This is a genomic window from Candidatus Pseudomonas phytovorans (genome assembly GCA_029202525.1).
Taxonomy (GTDB): Bacteria; Pseudomonadota; Gammaproteobacteria; order Pseudomonadales; family Pseudomonadaceae; genus Aquipseudomonas; species Aquipseudomonas phytovorans.
The window spans coordinates 1,831,714-1,846,534 of the sequence record CP119325.1; the positions used below are offsets into that span (position 1 = coordinate 1,831,714).

Annotated in this window: 14 protein-coding genes; 9 read left to right on the forward strand and 5 right to left on the reverse strand. The window is 63.7% G+C overall.

All coding sequences use genetic code 11. The features are described 5' to 3' along the window. The first annotated feature begins 24 nt into the window (after window positions 1-24). From P0Y58_08155 to P0Y58_08165, 3 genes are all read left to right on the forward strand, one after another. On the forward strand, window positions 25-744 hold the full coding sequence (locus tag P0Y58_08155) for an OmpA family protein (protein ID WEK32161.1): 720 nt from the start codon (window positions 25-27) through the stop codon (window positions 742-744). A gap of 99 nt (window positions 745-843) precedes the next feature. Further along, window positions 844-1,119, forward strand: coding sequence for a DUF1145 domain-containing protein (locus P0Y58_08160; protein ID WEK32162.1), 276 nt, complete (start codon window positions 844-846; stop codon window positions 1,117-1,119). Next, on the forward strand, window positions 1,112-1,870 hold the full coding sequence (locus tag P0Y58_08165) for a collagen-like protein (GenBank protein WEK32163.1): 759 nt from the start codon (window positions 1,112-1,114) through the stop codon (window positions 1,868-1,870). The genes P0Y58_08160 and P0Y58_08165 overlap by 8 nt, the downstream gene beginning before the upstream one ends. 30 nt (window positions 1,871-1,900) lie before the next feature. Here the strand turns inward: P0Y58_08165 and P0Y58_08170 are convergent, their stop codons facing one another. Continuing rightward, window positions 1,901-2,365 carry a CopD family protein gene (locus P0Y58_08170; protein WEK32164.1) on the reverse strand — a complete coding sequence of 155 codons (465 nt, stop codon included), beginning with the start codon at window positions 2,363-2,365 and terminating at the stop codon, window positions 1,901-1,903. A 97-nt stretch (window positions 2,366-2,462) separates the two neighbouring features. Here P0Y58_08170 and dinG point away from each other — a divergent pair, with 97 nt between their 5' ends. The 5 genes from dinG (at window position 2,463) to pdxH (ending at window position 9,936) form a co-directional block, all read left to right on the forward strand. Beyond that, window positions 2,463-4,607: an ATP-dependent DNA helicase DinG gene (dinG, locus tag P0Y58_08175; GenBank protein WEK32165.1), complete on the forward strand. Its 2,145-nt coding sequence runs from the start codon at window positions 2,463-2,465 to the stop codon at window positions 4,605-4,607. 80 nt (window positions 4,608-4,687) lie between these two features. Continuing rightward, complete coding sequence (locus P0Y58_08180) at window positions 4,688-6,922, forward strand: beta-galactosidase (protein WEK32166.1); 2,235 nt, start codon at window positions 4,688-4,690, stop codon at window positions 6,920-6,922. Between the two features lie 110 nt (window positions 6,923-7,032). Then, the gene (locus P0Y58_08185) at window positions 7,033-8,178 is read left to right on the forward strand and encodes a serine hydrolase (GenBank protein WEK32167.1); all 1,146 of its coding nucleotides are present in this window, start codon (window positions 7,033-7,035) and stop codon (window positions 8,176-8,178) included. 99 nt (window positions 8,179-8,277) lie between these two features. Continuing rightward, a complete protein-coding gene (locus tag P0Y58_08190; GenBank protein WEK32168.1) occupies window positions 8,278-9,270 on the forward strand; it encodes an OmpA family protein in 993 nt (330 codons plus the stop codon). An 18-nt stretch (window positions 9,271-9,288) separates the two neighbouring features. Continuing rightward, complete coding sequence (gene pdxH / locus P0Y58_08195; protein ID WEK32169.1) at window positions 9,289-9,936, forward strand: pyridoxamine 5'-phosphate oxidase; 648 nt, start codon at window positions 9,289-9,291, stop codon at window positions 9,934-9,936. 41 nt (window positions 9,937-9,977) lie between these two features. Here the strand turns inward: pdxH and P0Y58_08200 are convergent, their stop codons facing one another. Further along, entirely contained in the window at window positions 9,978-10,211 is a 234-nt protein-coding gene (locus P0Y58_08200) for a hypothetical protein (GenBank protein WEK32170.1), read from the reverse strand. A 147-nt stretch (window positions 10,212-10,358) separates the two neighbouring features. On the opposite strand from P0Y58_08200, the gene P0Y58_08205 reads away from it, so the two are divergent. Further along, window positions 10,359-10,823, forward strand: coding sequence for a glycine zipper 2TM domain-containing protein (locus tag P0Y58_08205; protein WEK32171.1), 465 nt, complete (start codon window positions 10,359-10,361; stop codon window positions 10,821-10,823). 69 nt (window positions 10,824-10,892) lie between these two features. Here the strand turns inward: P0Y58_08205 and nhaA are convergent, their stop codons facing one another. The 3 genes from nhaA to P0Y58_08220 all read right to left on the reverse strand — a co-directional run bounded on the left by nhaA (window position 10,893) and on the right by P0Y58_08220 (window position 14,777). Next, window positions 10,893-12,086 carry a Na+/H+ antiporter NhaA gene (nhaA, locus tag P0Y58_08210; protein WEK32172.1) on the reverse strand — a complete coding sequence of 398 codons (1,194 nt, stop codon included), beginning with the start codon at window positions 12,084-12,086 and terminating at the stop codon, window positions 10,893-10,895. A 296-nt stretch (window positions 12,087-12,382) separates the two neighbouring features. Next, window positions 12,383-13,990, reverse strand: a complete 1,608-nt coding sequence (locus P0Y58_08215) for an NAD(P)/FAD-dependent oxidoreductase (protein WEK32173.1) — start codon at window positions 13,988-13,990, stop codon at window positions 12,383-12,385. 103 nt (window positions 13,991-14,093) lie between these two features. Then, window positions 14,094-14,777, reverse strand: a complete 684-nt coding sequence (locus P0Y58_08220; GenBank protein WEK32174.1) for a hypothetical protein — start codon at window positions 14,775-14,777, stop codon at window positions 14,094-14,096. Between the last annotated feature and the right edge of the window lie 44 nt (window positions 14,778-14,821).

Sequence of the window (14,821 nt, forward strand, 5' to 3'; positions counted from 1 at the left end):
GCCAATGACACAGGAGCATTCAGCATGAGTGTGACGTCGAAGGCGGCATTGCCGCTGTTGGTGGCTGCCAGCCTGCTTGCGGGTTGTGCAACCCACAGCGATGGTAGCGCGCCGCTCAACCAAAGGACCTGGCCCATCTGCAGCCTGCTGGGCGGCCTGGCCGGTGGCGGCCTGGGCGCTATTGAAAATTCTGCCTGGGCCGCAGGTGGCGGCGCCCTGGGCGCCATCGCCGGTGGGCTGATCTGCTACGCCCAGGATGGTGACGAAGATGGCGACGGTATTTTCGACCGCCGCGATCACTGTCCCGATACTCCCGCCAACACTGCAGTCGACCACATGGGTTGCCCGCTGAAGGAGTATCCGGCCGCTGCGCCCGCCACCGCACCTGAGCCCTCGCCAGAGGTGATCATCCTCGACGACAACGGTGCGGTGATGTTTGCTTTCGACTCCGCCGACCTGACCCCGGCGGCGCAGCAACGGCTGCAAGGCCTGGTGGCGAAGCTCGACTCACCGACAATAGCCAAGGTGAGCGTGATCGGGCACACCGACAGCGTGGGTTCCGACAGCTACAACCAGGGGCTTTCCGAGCGCCGTGCCAGCAGCGTTGCCGAGTACCTGATCAGCCAGGGCCTGGAGCCGGGCAAGGTCACCAGCCAGGGCCGTGGCGAAAGCCAGCCCGTCACCGACAACGAAACAGAGGAGGGCCGCGCGCGCAACCGACGGGTGGAGCTGCACCTCAACTGAGCGGTGCTGGCGCCTGCCTTGGCATTGCAGTTAATGTGGGGCGCACGGCCCGCTCGAACGGGTCGTCTCGACATAACAACAACCTGTAGGGGCGGGGGTATGAAGTTCATTCTGGGCCTGGGCAAGATCCTGACGGTCGCTTTCTGGGGCGTGGTGTTGTTCAATCAGCTGATGCCGCAGCCCTTGCCCTTGAATTTGTTGATCAATGCCGCTGGCATCGTCCTGTTTGGCTTGCACCTGCTCGAAGTGCTGTTCTTCAATGGCAGCTTGCGTGGGCGTAGCCACCGTTGGTTCGATCGTTTGCAGATCCTGCTGACAGGTATCTTCCATGTCATGTCCATTCCCCGTGCGCAGGAGGCGCCGCGAAATGCGTAATCTGATGTTGCTGGCCATGTTGGCCGCGCCCTTGGCCCAGGCTGAAAGCCTGGAAGTTGCTGCCAACTCCATGCTGCGCCTGCCCGACAAGTCGGCCAGCGTGCACTTCACGCACCTGCGCGTCGCAGATGCGGCAACCCTGCTGCTGCCTGCCTCGCTTGCGCAATTGAAAGTCGACCAGCTGGAACTGGGGCGTGATGCGCGTATTGCCATTGCCCCCTCCGATAGCCCCCTGCTGATCGAGGCGCGCAGCGCGAGGTTGGGTGAGGGCAGTGAATTCACTGCGACCGGGGCAGCGGGCAGTTACCAACGGGCAGCCCGTTCCGGCCGTAGTCTGGACCTGAAGCTGACTGAAGTGGATGCCGAGCGGGTGGTGATCGATGCCCGTGGCGGTGCAGGTGCACCCGGTTACGTGGGGCTTGATGGTGGCAACGGCCAGGCGGGTGGCTGCACCTGGGGCCAGGCCAGCCGTGGTGCCAATGGCGATGACGGCGGCAATGGGCACGATGGTGCACCGGGAGGACGCATTCGCCTGAGCGTGCCGCAGGGCTTCGCGCAAGAGCGCGTTGTCGTGCGCCTGGATGGCGGCGCCCCGGGCAAGCCTGGGGCGGCAGGCAAGGCGGGTAAAGGTGGGGCTAGCAAGGGGTGCCTGGTATACAGCACCGATGCTGGCGCCAATGGCCGGCCAGGGCAGCCGGGGCAACCAGGCTTGGCGGGTGCCGCAGGTGAGCTGATTCTGCAGCACCTCTGAGGCGCCCCGGCAGGAACCGGGCAGCGCCTGTCAGAACATCAGGCGCGAACTGGCCACCGCTACCACCGCCAGGCCCAGCAGCAGGTTAACCCCTACCATCCGCCGGATGCGCCCGAGTACCGCCGCCCCTGTCGGCCAGTCCTCGGCCTGCACCGCCGTTTTCAATTCCGGCAGCAGCAACGCCTGAATGCGCATGAACAAGGCAAACATGGCGATGCCTCCGCCAATCATCACCTGCACATACTTTGGCGCAGTCTCGAATCCGCTGAAACGCATGTGCAACATGCCGATACCACTTATCGCCAATATCGCCACCGCCAGCCAGACCCAGCCGAAGAAGCGTCGGAAAACTTCCACCCACAGGCGCAGCCGCGCAGGCCCTTCAAGGGCCGCAACCGTTGCCGGGCGCAGCACCAGCCAGGCGAAGAACATGCCGCCGACCCATACCAGGGCAGCCAGAACATGCAGTGTGTAGGGCAGGGCAAAGGCCAGCATCCGGATCTCCATGCGGCATAAAGGGCAATAGCGGGGTATGATAGCCGCCCATGCGAAACACTGAAAATATATCCAGCCCTACGGGCGCCTGCAGACCATGATCAGCACCGAACTCAAAGCCACCATCCAGGGCGCCTACTCGCGTTTTCTCGAAGCCAAAAGCCTCAAGCCGCGCTATGGCCAGCGCCTGATGATCGCCGAAGTGGCCAAGGTACTTGGCGACATCGCCTGCGACGATGAAGGCCGCCGCGCGGGCGAGCCTGCCGTGGTTGCCGTCGAGGCGGGCACCGGTACCGGCAAGACGGTGGCCTACGCGCTGGCTGCGATCCCGGCTGCCAAGGCAGCCGGCAAGCGCCTGGTGATCGCCACTGCGACCGTGGCCCTGCAAGAGCAGATCGTCATCAAGGACCTGCCCGACCTGATGCGTAACAGTGGCCTGAATTTCAGCTTCGCGCTGGCCAAAGGCCGTGGCCGCTACCTGTGCCTGTCCAAGCTCGACATCCTCCTGCAGGAGGGCCACGCCCAGTCGGCCACTGCCCAGTTGTTCGAGGAAGAAGGCTTCCGCATCGAAGTCGACGAGCGCAGCCAGAAGCTGTTCAACAGCATGATCGAGAAGCTTGCCGGCAACCGCTGGGACGGTGACCGTGACAGTTGGTCAGAAGCCCTGGAAGATCAGGACTGGGCCCGCCTGACCACCGACCATAGCCAGTGCACCGGGCGGCACTGCCCGAATTTCCAGCAGTGCGTGTTCTACAAGGCCCGTGAAGGCATGGGCAAGGTCGATGTGATCGTTACCAACCACGACATGGTGCTGGCCGACTTGGCCCTGGGCGGCGGTGCGGTGTTGCCCGACCCGCGCGACACCATGTACGTGTTCGACGAAGGCCACCACCTGCCAGACAAGGCCATCGGCCACTTCGCCCACTATTCGCGCCTGCGCTCAACCGCAGACTGGCTGGAACAGACCGCCAAGAACCTGACCAAGTTGCTGGCCCAGCACCCGCTGCCCGGCGACCTGGGCAAGTACATCGAGCAGGTGCCGGAGTTGGCGCGGGAAGTGCGCACCCAGCAGCAGTTCATGTTCACCCTTTGCGAACAGGTTGCCGACTTCCGCCCCAGTGAAGACACCGAGGGCCGTGAGCGCCCGCGCTATCGCTTCGAAGGCGGCGTCGTGCCGGAACAGATACGCGAAGTGGGCATCGAGCTGAAGAAGGGCTTTGCCCGCCTCAACGATCTGTTCACCCGCCTGGCCGACCTGCTCAAGGAAGGCATGGACGGCGAGGTCAACATTGGCATCGCCAGCCATCAGGCCGAGGAGTGGTACCCGTTGTTCGGTAGCCTGGTCACCCGTGCCCAGGGCAACTGGGAACTGTGGACGGCCTTTACCGCCGAAGATCCGGAAGACAGCCCGCCCATGGCGCGCTGGCTGACGCTGGCCGAGAGCGGTGCGATGTTCGACATCGAGGTCAACGCCAGCCCCATCCTTGCCGCCGAAATGCTTCGCCGCAGCCTGTGGAGCGTTGCCCACGGTGCGCTGGTGACGTCGGCGACGTTGACCGCGCTGGGCAAGTTCGACCGCTTCCGCATGCGCTCGGGTTTACCGCGTGATGCGGTGACCTGTGTGGTGCCCAGCCCGTTCGTGCACGGCGACGCCGGCCTGTTGCGGGTACCCGACCTCAAGGCCGACCCACGCGACGCGGCGGCACACACCGCGGCAATTATCCGCGAGCTGCCGAACATCGTCGAAGGTGCCCGCGGCGCTCTGGTGCTGTTCTCCTCGCGCAAACAAATGCAGGACGTGTTCGATGGCCTGGACCGTGACTGGCGCAAGCTGGTACTGATTCAGGGCAACCTGTCCAAGCAGGAAACCCTGAACAAGCACAAGGCGCGGGTCGACGATGGCCAGCACAGCGTGCTGTTCGGCCTGGCAAGCTTTGCCGAGGGTGTCGACTTGCCTGGCGCCTATTGCGAGCATGTGGTGATTGCCAAGATTCCATTTTCCGTGCCCGATGACCCGGTCGAAGCCGCGCTGGCGGAGTGGATCGAGGCCCGGGGCGGCAACCCGTTCATGGAAATTGCAGTGCCCGACGCCTCATTGAAGCTGATCCAGGCTTGCGGTCGCCTGCTGCGTACCGAGCAGGATCGTGGTGTCATTACCTTGCTGGATCGGCGCCTGGTCACCCAGCGCTACGGCAAGGCTATTCTCAATGCGCTGCCGCCGTTCCGGCGGGAGATTTGCTGACGCGCCGGAGCACTTGCTCCGGCGCGTTGTCCATTACTCAGTCCTGGGCCATGCCGGCCCTGAAGGAGAGCCCCAGCCTTATGGTCCGCCGTACCCTGCCCGCTGTTTTCGCCCTGTTGTTCAGCTCGCCCTTGCTGGCCGGGCAGCAGACGCTGTTCAGCTTCGTACGCCCGGCCTCGGTGGTCAACGTGGCGACCGAGGATGCCGGCATGCCGCAGTACAACGCGGAGCAGACGGCGCAGGGCGAGGTGTTGCGGCGTGTGGTGTTCAACCCGGCCCAGCGGCCGACTCTGCGCCTGAGCCCCCAAGATGGAGTGTGGGACTGGTCCGCCGGGCAGTTCCTCACCTTGCGCCTGCAAAGTGCCATGGACTGGGCGTTGACGGTGGATGTCACGGTGCAGGGCAGCGATGGCCGCACGTTGACCAGCCGGATCGACCTGCCGGCCGGCCCCGCGCAAACCGTGATGGTGCCGCTGACGGCCAGCTCGCCGCTGAGCCAGGGCATGCGCGCCGGCCCGCCCATGCCGTGGAACCATGACGGCCAGCGCTTGCTGCTGACCAGCAGCGCCGGCGCGGTAGACCTCAAGCAGGTGGCCTCGGTCAGCCTGAGCATCCCCAACCCCAAGGTCGCGCAGAACCTGCTGATCGAGCGGGTGGGCATCCAGGATGACGACCAGGCCTACAAGGCGGCGTATCTGGACCTGATCGATGCCTATGGTCAGTCCACTCGCGGCAACTGGCCCGAGAAGGTCGCCAATGACGAGCAGCTCAAGGCGGCCGATACGCGTGAACAGCAACAGCTCAAAGGCTGGCTGGCTGAGCGTGACAAACAGCAACTGGACGGTTACGGCGGGCTGCTGGCCGGGCCTGCGTTCGAGGCGAAGGGCTTCTTTCGCACCGAAAAGCGTGATGGCCGCTGGTACCTGGTAACGCCGGAGGGGCACCCGTTCTATTCCCTGGGGGTGAATGCCGTTGCTGCAGACGGTGGGCGTACTTACGTTGCCGGCCGTGAAAGCATGTTCAAGGCGTTGCCGGGCGAGGGCGATGCACTGGCCGCATTCTATGGCGACGGCAACAACGACGATGGCAATGCCTCGTCGCAAGGGCGCAACTTCAAGCAAGGGCGCTGGTTCGACTTCTATGCCGCCAATGTGCAGCGTACCTACGGCAAACCCTGCCCGCCTGCCGCACAAGGGCAGCCGGCCAACTGCCCGCCACTGGCACTGGACGCTAGCCGCTGGCAAGCGCACGCGCTCGACCGGCTGCAAGCCTGGGGTTTCAACACGGTTGGTAACTGGAGCGAACCCGCCCTGGGCCAGGCCAAACGTATGCCCTACACCTTGCCGCTGTCGATCGTGGGTGATTACGCCAGCATCAGCACCGGCATGGACTGGTGGGGCAGCATGCCCGACCCGTTCGACCCGCGTTTTGCCATGGCCACCGAGCGCGCCGTGGCCATCGCCGCCCGTGATCACCGTGACGACCCTTGGCTGATCGGCTACTTTGCCGACAACGAGCTGGCCTGGGCTGCCCCGGGCAGCGACCCCAAGGCCCGGTATGGTCTGGCCTACGGCACCTTGCGCCTGACCACCGATGTACCGGCCAAGCGCGCCTTCCTCAAGCAGCTGCGCGACAAGTACCGTAACCAGGAAGGGCTGTCCAAGGCGTGGGGCATCGAACTGACCGCCTGGGAGCTGATGGAAGACCCGGGCTTCGAGGCGCCGTTGCCTGACCCGCAACACCCGGAAATCGAGCGCGACTACCAGTACTTCCAGCAGGTGTTCGCCGAGACCTACTTCAAGACCATTGCCGACTCCTTGAGGTGGCATGCCCCCAATCACCTGCTGCTCGGTGGCCGCTATGCGGTCAGCACGCCAGAGGCGGTCAAGGCCTGTGCCGAGTTCTGCGATGTGCTCAGCTTCAACTTCTATACCCTCAAGCCGCAGGACGGCTACGACTTCGCTCGGCTGGCCGAGCTGGACAAACCGGTGCTGGTGTCCGAGTTCCAGTTTGGTTCGCGCGATCGCGGGCCGTTCTGGCCGGGGCCGTTGGAGTTGGCGCGAGAAGAAGACCGTGGCCCGGCCTATGGCAACTTCCTCAAGGCGGCCCTGGCGCAGCCGATGATCGTTGGCGCGCACTGGTTCCAGTACCTCGACCAGCCAGCCAGTGGTCGCCTGCTTGACGGCGAGAACGGCCACCTTGGCCTGGTGGCGATTACCGATGTGTCGTACACGGGGTTTGTCGATGCCGTGCGCAAGAGCAATTTGCAGGCGATGGGCCAGTTACGCACCCAGCTGGAAAAACCGGCACCCTGAGCACGAAGCTACCGTTCGTCGCGACCATTTGGCCCAAGCCAGTTTGCAAAACCCCCAACTACTGAAACAATGCACACCTTTTTTGGACATGGTCGTACGGGGTACAGCGGGTGCAGATCCAGGGTCACTATGAGCTGAAGTTCGAAGCCGTGCGCGAAGCCTTTGCCGCGCTGTTCGAAGATCCCCAGGAGCGTGGCGCTGCGCTGTGCATTCAGGTCGGTGGCGAAACCGTCGTCGACTTGTGGGCCGGCAGTGCCGACAAAGATGGCCAGCAGGCCTGGCACAGCGACACCATTGCCAACCTGTTCTCCTGTACCAAAACGTTCACTGCCGTCACCGCCCTGCAACTGGTGGGTGAGGGCAAGTTGGCCCTCGATGCCCCGGTGGCCAACTACTGGCCTGAGTTCGCCCAGGCCGGTAAGCAGTCGATCACCTTGCGCCAGCTGCTCAGCCACCGCGCCGGCCTGCCGGCCATCCGCGAGCTGCTGCCAGCTGAAGCCCTGTATGACTGGCAGGCCATGGTCAATGCCCTGGCGGCTGAAACACCGTGGTGGACCCCCGGTAGCGAACACGGGTATGCCGCCATCACCTATGGTTGGCTGATCGGCGAGTTGATTCGCCGCGCCGATGGCCGAGGCCCTGGCGACTCGATCGTGGCACGCACCGCCCGGCCGTTGGGGTTGGACTTCCATGTTGGCCTGGCCGAGGAGGAGTTCTACCGCGTGGCGCACATCGCCCGTGGCAAAGGCAACCCCGGGGATGCTGCCGCGCAGCGCTTGCTGCAGGTGACCATGCGCGAGCCCGAGGCGCTGTCGACCCGTGCCTTCACCAACCCGCCGGCGATCCTCACCAGCACCAACAAGCCGGAATGGCGGCGCATGCAACAGCCAGCAGCCAATGGCCATGGCAATGCCCGCAGCCTGGCGGGTTTCTATGCCGGGTTGCTGGACGGCAGCCTGCTCGAATCCGAACTGCTTGACGAACTGACCCGCGAGCACAGCCTCGGCCAGGACCGTACCTTGCTTACCCAGACTCGCTTTGGCCTGGGCTGCATGCTCGACCAGCCCGATGTGGCCAATGCCACCTTTGGCCTCGGCGCCCGTGCCTTCGGCCACCCAGGTGCAGGTGGCTCGGTCGGCTTTGCCGACCCGGAGCACGATGTGGCCTTCGGTTTCGTGGTCAATACCCTCGGCCCGTACGTGCTCATGGACCCACGCGCCCAGAAACTGGTACGTGTCCTTGCCGATTGCCTTTGATCGGGTAATGCGGGTATTGCCCCACCCCTTTGACTATCCTCAATGCCAACGCGCTAGTTGTGTTGGCAAAATCTCTTTCTATTTCATGGTGTATCGCTGATGTCTTCACATAAAACCTTAGCACTCGCCCTGTGCCTGACCGCCGTTACCGGCTGCGCCAGTCATTCTCCGGACGGCTCCAAGGAAGGTGGCTCCAGCTGGTGGCCTTTCGGTTCGGACAAGGTCGCCGAGCAGGAAGTGAAGGCAGCCGTCACTGAAAATGTGGCCAAGGCCGATGCCAAATCCGAAAGCGCAAGCCGCTGGTGGTGGCCGTTCGGCGGTGATGACAAGCAGGCCAAAGGGCCGGTCGTGCCGAAGATCGACCAGAAGGCCACCCAGGCCTGGCTGGACAAGTACGAACCCAAGCTGCGCGAAGCCATCAAGGACAGCAAGCTGGAGCTGGAGCGCCGCGACAATGTGCTGGCGGTAACGCTGCCGGTGGACAGCTCGTACAACCCTGATCGCCCGAACATGTTGCTGCCAATGACCCTTGGCCCGATCACCCGCGTGGCCAAGACCGTCGAAGGTGACACCAAGACTGCCGTGCTGGTATTGGGCCATGCCGACAGCAGCGGTGTTGCCGCTGCCAACCAGAAACTCAGCCTGGAGCGCGCCGCTTCGGTGTCGGCCATCTTCCGCCTCAGCGGCCTGCAGCGTGACCGCCTGACTCTGAAGGGCATGGGCTCGGTGATGCCACGCGCGGCCAACGACAGTGCTGAGGGCCGTTCCCTGAACCGCCGCGTGGAAATGCTGCTGACCCCGCAGAACACCATGGTCGCGCTGTTGGCCAAGTACCAGCAGGCCACTCCGGCAGCTGCACCTGCTTCGATGGTTGCGGTGCAGGATGCCAAGGCACCTGCCGCCAAAGCTGTCGACAGCAAGCCAGCAGCGAAGAAGCCTGCGGCCAAAAAACCAGTTGCCAAGGCCAAGGCTCCTGCCAAGACCGCGGCCAAGAAAACAGCCGCGCCGGCCAAGGCAGCTGCCAAGCCAGCCGCCAAGAAAGCTACCGCTGACAAGAAAGTAGCTGCCAACAGCCCTGCGAAGACCAACTGATCGTCAAGGAACGCAGCAATGACCCAATCCCTGGCCGATATGCGCCGCGACTACACCCGTGATGGCCTGGCAGAAGCCCAGGCGCCGGGGGAGCCGTTCGCTTTGTTTCACCAGTGGTTTGCCGATGCGGTGAAAACCGAACAGGCGCCGGTGGAAGCCAACGCCATGACCCTGGCGACTGTTGATGGTGAAGGCCGCCCGCATTGCCGTGTATTGCTGCTGAAGGGGCTCGACGAGCAGGGCTTCACCTTTTTCACCAATTACGACAGCGCCAAGGGCCAGCAACTGCAAGCCAAACCCTTTGCCGCCATGACGTTCTTCTGGCCGGCGCTGGAGCGCCAGGTCCGCATCGAAGGGCGGGTGGAAAAGGTGTCGGCTCAGGAGTCGGATGCCTACTACCAGGTACGCCCGTTGGGCAGCCGCCTGGGGGCCTGGGCTTCGCCGCAGAGCCGGGTGATTGCCGGGCGTGAAGAGCTGGAGGGTCTGGTCAAGGCCACCGAAGCCCGCTTCTCCGACACCCAGCCGCATTGTCCGGAGCATTGGGGCGGTTACCGCCTGCTGCCCGAACGCGTTGAGTTCTGGCAGGGGCGGACGAGCCGCCTGCATGACCGGTTGAACTACCGTTTTGTCGATGGACAATGGCTTCGGGAACGGTTGGCACCCTGAGATTTTTGGGGCCGTGAAGCGGCCCCAAAAACTCCTCCAGGCTAATCCGTATACCCCGCCGCCTCCCGCTCCAACCACCCCGCCAGCTCCCTGCGCTTCACCTTCTCCACCCGCGCCTGTTCCAGCCTTTTCAGCATAAAGTCCCGCTTCCCCTGGTCCGCCCCCGCCAGCGACAACGCCAGGTCACGGTCCATCCAGCGGCGCATGCGCACATACAACCACCCGTGGAAATACAGCCCCGCAACGGTGGTGACCACGACGATGAAGTAATCCATGGCTATCCTTGGTCTCAATTGCATGGCCAATGGCACAACCGCACCGGCTGTACCCCGGCTGAATGAAAACAATTTTATTACGTTTGTACCGTGACAGCCGTCAACGTGCAGCGTCTAATGAGCACCTGACTTATGGAGACTTTACCCATGCGTAAATCCGCTTTGCTGGTGGCGACCTTTACCACCATGTCGCTGCTGCTGGGGGGCTGTGCCTCAAGCCTGACCGGTGACAGCTACTCCCGTGACGAAGCCCGCCGCGTGCAGACCGTGCGCATGGGCACCATCGAATCCCTGCGCCCGGTCAAGATCGAAGGTACCAAGACCCCGATCGGCGGCGGCGCTGGCGCCATCGTCGGTGGTGTGGCCGGCAGCGCCGTCGGCGGTGGCCGCGGCAGTATCGTTGCCGCCGTGATCGGCGCCGTGGCTGGTGGTCTGGCAGGTTCCGCAGCAGAAGAAGGCCTGACCCGTACCCAAGGCGTCGAAGTCACCGTGCGTGAGGACGACGGCAGCATGCGTGCCTATGTTCAGGCCGTGCAGGAGAATGAAATCTTCCGTGTGGGCGATCGCGTGCGCATCATGACGGTTGACGGTACCAGCCGCGTTTCGCACTGACCGAAGCGCAGTAAGAAAAAACCCCGACATGGCTGCTGCCAGTCGGGGTTTTTTCATGCTTCAGCCAAGTCAACCAACACGGGTTTTGCGGCTGGCCATGGCGGTGACGATGTAGCCGATCACTGCGGCGAAGAACGAGCCGGTGAGAATACCTATGCGGTCCATGCCGGCGTAATCACTGCTACCCGGCGCGAAGGCAAGTGAGCCAACGAACAGGCTCATGGTGAAGCCAATGCCGCAGAGTATCGCCACCCCCAGTATTTGCCCCCAGCCAGCACCCTCAGGCAATGCAGCCAGGCGCAGTTTGATCGCCAGCCAGGTCAGGCCGAAAACGCCCACCGTCTTGCCCAGCAGCAGGCCAACCGCGATGCCCATCGGCACCGGGTGGGTGAAGCTTTCTACGGTCATGCCTGCCAGCGAGACGCCAGCGTTGGCGAAGGCAAACAGTGGCAAAATGGCGTAGGCGACCCAAGGGTGCAGGGCATGCTCAAGGGCCAGCAGTGGCGAAGTCTCGGCGTTACGCGTACGCAGCGGAATGCACAAGGCCAGGGCGACACCCGCCAGGGTGGCATGCACGCCGCTCTTGAGTACGCAGACCCACAGGATCAGGCCCACGATCATGTACGGCCCAAGCTTGACAACGCCAAGCCGGTTCATCGCGATCAGCACCACCAGGCAGGCTGCGGCCAATAGCAGCGACACGCTCGACAGGGTACCGGAGTAAAACAGGGCGATGACAATGATCGCACCCAGGTCGTCGATGATGGCCAAGGTCATCAGGAACAGCTTCAGCGACACCGGCACGCGCTTGCCCAGCAGGGCCAGTACGCCGAGGGCAAAGGCGATGTCGGTGGCGGTGGGGATCGCCCAGCCGGCAACGGCTGCCGGGTTGTCTCGGTTGATGAACCAGTAGATCAATGCCGGCACCACCATGCCGCCCACGGCAGCAGTGGCAGGCAGGATTACCTGGGACGGCTTTGAAAGGTGGCCGTCGACCACCTCACGCTTGACCTCCAGGCCGATTAGCAGGAAAAACAGGGCCATGAGGCCGTCGTTGATCCACAGCAGCAAGGGTTTGGCGATGTTCAGCGCGCCTACTTGCACGGCGACGGGGACATCGAGCAGTCCGCTGTACAGGTAGGACAGTGGCGAGTTGTTGATGACCAGTGCCAGAACGGCGGCGGCGATCAGCAGCAGGCCGCTGGCGGCTTCAAGCTGGAAGAAACGGGTGAACAGGCTACGCACGGGCTTTAGGCTCTCCATGAGCAGTTTACGAATGGTACGGGCGTACACCCTAGCCTGTGGCGATATGCTTTAAAACAAAAACTATATTCGTTTTTGTTATATGGTGTTGCCGGCTGGGCTGTGTGAAGCCTAGATGCAGAAGGGAGAGGAAGGGGGGAGGGAAAGTCTGATGTGTGGGTCGGATAATTCTGATTCCTGCCAGGGCCTCTTCGCGGGTAAACCCGCTCCCACAGGTACTGCACAGAATCTGAAAGCTGTGCAATACCTGTGGGAGCGGGTTTACCCGCGAAGAGGCCCTGGCAGGCAATAACGGATCAGAGGCCGAGCATATCCCGTGCCACGGCTTCGGCAATACGAATCCCATCGACACCTGCCGACAAGATCCCGCCGGCATACCCCGCGCCTTCACCTGCGGGGAACAGTCCCTTCACGTTCAAGCTCTGGTAATCCTCACCCCGGGTAATGCGCAGTGGCGACGAGGTCCGCGTCTCGATCCCGGTCAACACGGCATCATGCAGGTTGTAGCCTTTGATCTGCCGGTCGAATGCCGGCAGTGCCTCACGGATTGCTTCGATGGCGAAGTCCGGCAGGCTCGGCGCCAGATCACCCAGGGTTACGCCTGGTTTGTAGGACGGCTCGACACTGCCCAGCGCGGTCGACGGCCGGCCGGCGACAAAGTCACCCACCAGCTGCGCCGGGGCCTGGTAGTTGCTGCCGCCCATCACGTAGGCATGCGCTTCCAGGCGCTCCTGCAGTTCGATGCCGGCCAGCGGGCCGCCCGGGTAGTCGCGCTCGGGGTCGATGCCGACGACGATGCCGGAGTTGGCGTTGCGCTCGTTACGCGAGTACTGGCTCATGCCGTTGGTGACCACCCGGCCCGGTTCGCTGGTGGCGGCGACCACGGTGCCACCCGGGCACATGCAGAAGCTGTACACCGACCGGCCGTTCTTGGCGTGGTACACCAGCTTGTAGTCGGCGGCGCCGAGTTTCGGGTGGCCGGCGTACTTGCCCAGGCGCGCCTTGTCGATCAGCGTCTGCGGGTGCTCGATACGGAAGCCCACCGAGAACGGCTTGGCTTCCATGTACACGCCCTTGGCGTGCAGCATACGGAAGGTATCGCGGGCACTGTGGCCAAGGGCCAGAACCACATGGCGCGAGTGCAGCTGTTCGCCACTCTCCAGCACCACGCCGGTCAGCTGCCCGTCCTCGACCAGCAGGTCGGTGACCTTTTCCTGGAAGCGCACCTCGGCACCCAGGGCAATCATGTCCTGGCGCATCTGCTCGACCATGCCGGTGAGGCGGAAGGTGCCGATGTGCGGTTTGTTGATGTACAGGATCTCGTCCGGCGCACCGGCCTTGACGAACTCTTCCAGCACTTTACGGCCGTGATGCTGCGGGTCCTTGATCTGGCTGTACAGCTTGCCGTCGGAGAACGTGCCGGCGCCGCCTTCACCGAACTGCACGTTGGACTCGGGGTTGAGCACGCTCTTGCGCCACAGGCCCCAGGTGTCCTTGGTGCGCTGGCGCACTTCCTTGCCACGTTCAAGGATGATCGGCTTGAAGCCCATCTGCGCCAACAACAGGCCGGCGAAGATGCCGCACGGGCCGAAGCCGACCACGATCGGGCGTTCCTGCACGTCGGCCGGGGCATGGCCGACGTACTTGTAGGTCACGTCCGGTGCCACGACGACGTTGTAATCGTCGGCGAACTTGCTGAGCAGCTCGGCTTCGTTGCTGGCTTCGAGGTCGATGGTGTAGATGAACAGCAACTCGCTGTTCTTTTTGCGTGCATCGTAGCTGCGCTTGAACAGGTTAAAGCTGAGCAGTTGCTCGTCGCGGATGCCCAGGCGCTGGACGATGGCTTCACGCAGCGCTTCGTCGGGATGGTCCAGGGGCAGCTTGAGTTCGGTGATTCGTAGCATGGCAGGGTCCAGTATCCCGGCCATGGGCGGCCGGCGGCGTTACACAAACCGCCAAGTATAAGCTGTTAGCCGCCCCGACTGGCAGGATAAAAGCACCCGGCGATCAGTTGTCGCGTGCACCGCCGTAGTAACCGCAGCCCTGCAGGGTTTTGCCGTCGATCCGCAGTTCGGCACGCAGGTGGTGGATGGCGCCAGTGGCGGTGTCTACGCAGCGCTGCGGGGCAACCCACAGTTCCACGTGCTGGCCGTTGGCTTCGCTGGTGAGGGTCAGGCCGCCGCCGGGCACTTCTTCTTCCAGAAATGGCAGGGGCAGGGGCTGCTGGCCCACGCGATTGAGCACCATGCCCTTGCCGCTGGCCTTGATGTCCCACTCGGGTTCATGGCCGTTGGCGCGCAGGGTCAGCTGCTTGAAGTTCGGGTCTTCGCAGGCACGCGTGGAGGGTTCCAGGCGGTACAGGCGGCGCACTTCCAGCTGGCCGTCGTTGTTGGCCTGCTTGCTACCGGTGAGGCGGCCACGGACGTCGGCGAACAGCTTGTCATTGGCGTCTTTGGCGAGGTTGGCAGCTTCTTGCAAGATGCCGGTTGCGCCGACGTCGTTGATCACGAAGGTGCGGTTTTCACTGCACGGCTTGAACAGCAGCTGGCCACCGGCGGCCCGCAGTTCGCCCTGCATGCGCGTGGTGCCGATGTTCGGGTCGCTTGGGGCCTCAGCCATAAGCTGGCAGCCGGCGAACAGGGGCAGCAGGGGCAGCAGGGCAGTGAGCAGCAGGGTGTGGGTGAGGCGCATGGGGCGGGCTCCGGGGGATCTTTGCCGTGAAAGCTGGCCACGTT

What these genes read in the sequence shown, in the direction of transcription:
- P0Y58_08155 (WEK32161.1), top strand. Translation starts at nt 25, where the DNA reads ATGAGTGTGACGTCGAAGGCGGCATTGCCGCTGTTGGTGGCTGCCAGC.
- P0Y58_08160 (WEK32162.1), top strand. Translation starts at nt 844, where the DNA reads ATGAAGTTCATTCTGGGCCTGGGCAAGATCCTGACGGTCGCTTTCTGG.
- P0Y58_08165 (WEK32163.1), top strand. Translation starts at nt 1,112, where the DNA reads ATGCGTAATCTGATGTTGCTGGCCATGTTGGCCGCGCCCTTGGCCCAG.
- P0Y58_08170 (WEK32164.1), bottom strand. Translation starts at nt 2,365, where the DNA reads ATGCTGGCCTTTGCCCTGCCCTACACACTGCATGTTCTGGCTGCCCTG.
- dinG (WEK32165.1), top strand. Translation starts at nt 2,463, where the DNA reads ATGATCAGCACCGAACTCAAAGCCACCATCCAGGGCGCCTACTCGCGT.
- P0Y58_08180 (WEK32166.1), top strand. Translation starts at nt 4,688, where the DNA reads ATGGTCCGCCGTACCCTGCCCGCTGTTTTCGCCCTGTTGTTCAGCTCG.
- P0Y58_08190 (WEK32168.1), top strand. Translation starts at nt 8,278, where the DNA reads ATGTCTTCACATAAAACCTTAGCACTCGCCCTGTGCCTGACCGCCGTT.
- pdxH (WEK32169.1), top strand. Translation starts at nt 9,289, where the DNA reads ATGACCCAATCCCTGGCCGATATGCGCCGCGACTACACCCGTGATGGC.
- P0Y58_08200 (WEK32170.1), bottom strand. Translation starts at nt 10,211, where the DNA reads ATGGATTACTTCATCGTCGTGGTCACCACCGTTGCGGGGCTGTATTTC.
- P0Y58_08205 (WEK32171.1), top strand. Translation starts at nt 10,359, where the DNA reads ATGCGTAAATCCGCTTTGCTGGTGGCGACCTTTACCACCATGTCGCTG.
- nhaA (WEK32172.1), bottom strand. Translation starts at nt 12,086, where the DNA reads ATGGAGAGCCTAAAGCCCGTGCGTAGCCTGTTCACCCGTTTCTTCCAG.
- P0Y58_08215 (WEK32173.1), bottom strand. Translation starts at nt 13,990, where the DNA reads ATGCTACGAATCACCGAACTCAAGCTGCCCCTGGACCATCCCGACGAA.
- P0Y58_08220 (WEK32174.1), bottom strand. Translation starts at nt 14,777, where the DNA reads ATGCGCCTCACCCACACCCTGCTGCTCACTGCCCTGCTGCCCCTGCTG.